The organism is Nocardia sp. 2TAF39, from assembly GCF_052114905.1.
Taxonomy (GTDB): domain Bacteria; phylum Actinomycetota; class Actinomycetes; order Mycobacteriales; family Mycobacteriaceae; genus Nocardia.
Map to the genome: position 1 here is coordinate 1 of NZ_JBFRFQ010000125.1, position 1,712 is coordinate 1,712.

General features: G+C 64.7%; 4 protein-coding genes. 1 reads left to right on the forward strand and 3 read right to left on the reverse strand.

What is annotated here, in order from left to right; all coding sequences use genetic code 11:
• Positions 1–72: 72 nt before the first annotated feature.
• Positions 73–471: a PPOX class F420-dependent oxidoreductase gene (locus AB4Z47_RS30590; RefSeq protein ID WP_441956179.1), complete on the reverse strand. Its 399-nt coding sequence runs from the start codon at positions 469–471 to the stop codon at positions 73–75.
• Positions 472–613: 142 nt separating this feature from the next.
• Between AB4Z47_RS30590 and AB4Z47_RS30595 the strand changes: the two genes are divergently transcribed.
• Positions 614–799 (forward strand): hypothetical protein, encoded by a 186-nt coding sequence (locus AB4Z47_RS30595; protein ID WP_441956181.1) that lies wholly within the window; start codon positions 614–616, stop codon positions 797–799.
• A 2-nt stretch (positions 800–801) separates the two neighbouring features.
• Here AB4Z47_RS30595 and AB4Z47_RS30600 read toward each other — a convergent pair whose 3' ends face one another.
• Together AB4Z47_RS30600 and AB4Z47_RS30605 are read right to left on the reverse strand one after the other, a co-directional pair.
• Positions 802–1,278, reverse strand: coding sequence for a DUF1772 domain-containing protein (locus AB4Z47_RS30600; protein WP_441956183.1), 477 nt, complete (start codon positions 1,276–1,278; stop codon positions 802–804).
• Positions 1,279–1,359: 81 nt separating this feature from the next.
• Positions 1,360–1,712 (reverse strand): hypothetical protein (locus AB4Z47_RS30605; protein ID WP_441956185.1); only part of this gene is annotated, 353 nt, incomplete at its 5' end.

Here is a 1,712-nt window from a genome sequence, read left to right on the forward strand (position 1 = left end):
GACGCGGTCTATTCCGCTCACTACCGGACGGTCGGTGACGGCCTTTCTGGTGGGATCGCCCACGATGCCTGACTACTCGGCGCGGCGACTGGTGAAGTCGAAGGATCCGCCGTCGATGCCCCAGGAGATGACCCGTTCGGGGTGGATTCGGATGATCGCGCGTTCCTGGGGTTGGTGCGGTGGCTCCTCGTCATCGAGCGCCTCGGCCGTGCCGCGTACCTCGATGCCGCGAATCACGTATGGCTCCAATGAAACCTGTTGGTCGATGACGAACGACACCCGGCTGCCCGCCTCGACATTGCGGTACTTTCGACTGGCACGCATCCGCATGCCCCCGATGTCGATCGTGCCGTCGGCGTTCACCCGATAGCTGGTCGGGTTGTTCTGCACAACGCCGTCGGGCGACACCGTGGCCAGCCGACCGATCCCGGCCTCCGCGAGGAACTGCTGTTCATTGATGGTGAAGGTCATGTCAGTTACTCCTCGGTGAATTCGATATCAGGTGTGCCGGCGATCAGCCGGAAGTTGTTGGATGCGGGAAGCGCGAGCTGTTGCCTGCCGCGTCCCGCGCGTCTTGGGTCGGCGGTTGCGCGGGGCCGCGACATCGTGGAGGATGGCTACCTCCTCCGATCTCGATGTCAGCTTCGCTGGTGAACTCGTACTGCGGCTGGCCGGCCTCGCCTACCTGGCTCGCTTCTGCGTGGTCTCGCGACCGCACACCACATCCGAGCTGCGCTTGTGTTTGTWTTGGTGCACCGAGCACCTACTCACGCGTGACACCGCCTACCACGTGCTCTGAGATCAGAACAGGATCAGCGCGGCGCACAGTCCGGCGATGGCAATGAACTGCAGGGTGACCCGGTATTTCAGAATGCTGTCCCACTTGTCCTGCAGCGCACGGGCATTGGCCGGGATGATGCCGCTCTGCGCAGCGGCGGTCTGCTGGGTATTGATCGGCTTGGCGATGCGGRCGTAGAAGGCGAGCCAGGTGAGCAGTGCCGCCACCGTGATCCCCGCCGCGACAGCGGCGCCGATCTGCCCGGCCCRCAGCGCGATCAGCAGCGTGAGCACGGCGGTGACCACACCGACCGCACCGACAACCGGCATGCGCTTATCGGCGTAATAGTGACCCCATCCCGCACTCATGGTCACGGTCGCGTCATCGAGCYTGCGGTTCACCGACCGGGTGATCATGGCGCCGCAGACATCGGTGCCATAGACGATGGCATTGGAGACAACGGCGGCGGCGGCAACGATCTGGCCGGTGATGATGAGCATTTTCGGCTTCCCTTCCCAAATTCTGGCAGCGCTAGAAACTAGAGCAACGGTAACATTCGTTCGCTATCTTGTCTAGCCTTGCTAGATTTCAGTCGCTGCCGCGCGGGATCGCGCTCGGATCAGCAAGCGGCACATGCCCGTTCCGGCCGAGCGGACGCTGTCGCCCGGCAAGCCGGTCACCGAACGCTGACAGATCTTCGGCCTGCTGGATCCGCTGATGGTGCTGGGGCTCATCACGGTCCCGGTCCTCGTCGACCYGGTCGCGGGCAGCCTGACCACGTCGGGGTCGACGATCGACGGCACCTGGCAACCCCCCGCCTCGACGCCGGTGAGCTGACCTGCCGCCCAGTGATGCCGCCGCAGCTCAGGCGGCGGTATCACCGCCACGCACCGAGGCCACCGCAGAAACGCACTCATCCGCCGCATACCGCGCG

Bases quoted from the DNA above. Each gene is read 5' to 3' on its own strand.
- AB4Z47_RS30590 (WP_441956179.1), bottom strand. From the start codon at position 471: ATGACCTTCACCATCAATGAACAGCAGTTCCTCGCGGAGGCCGGGATC.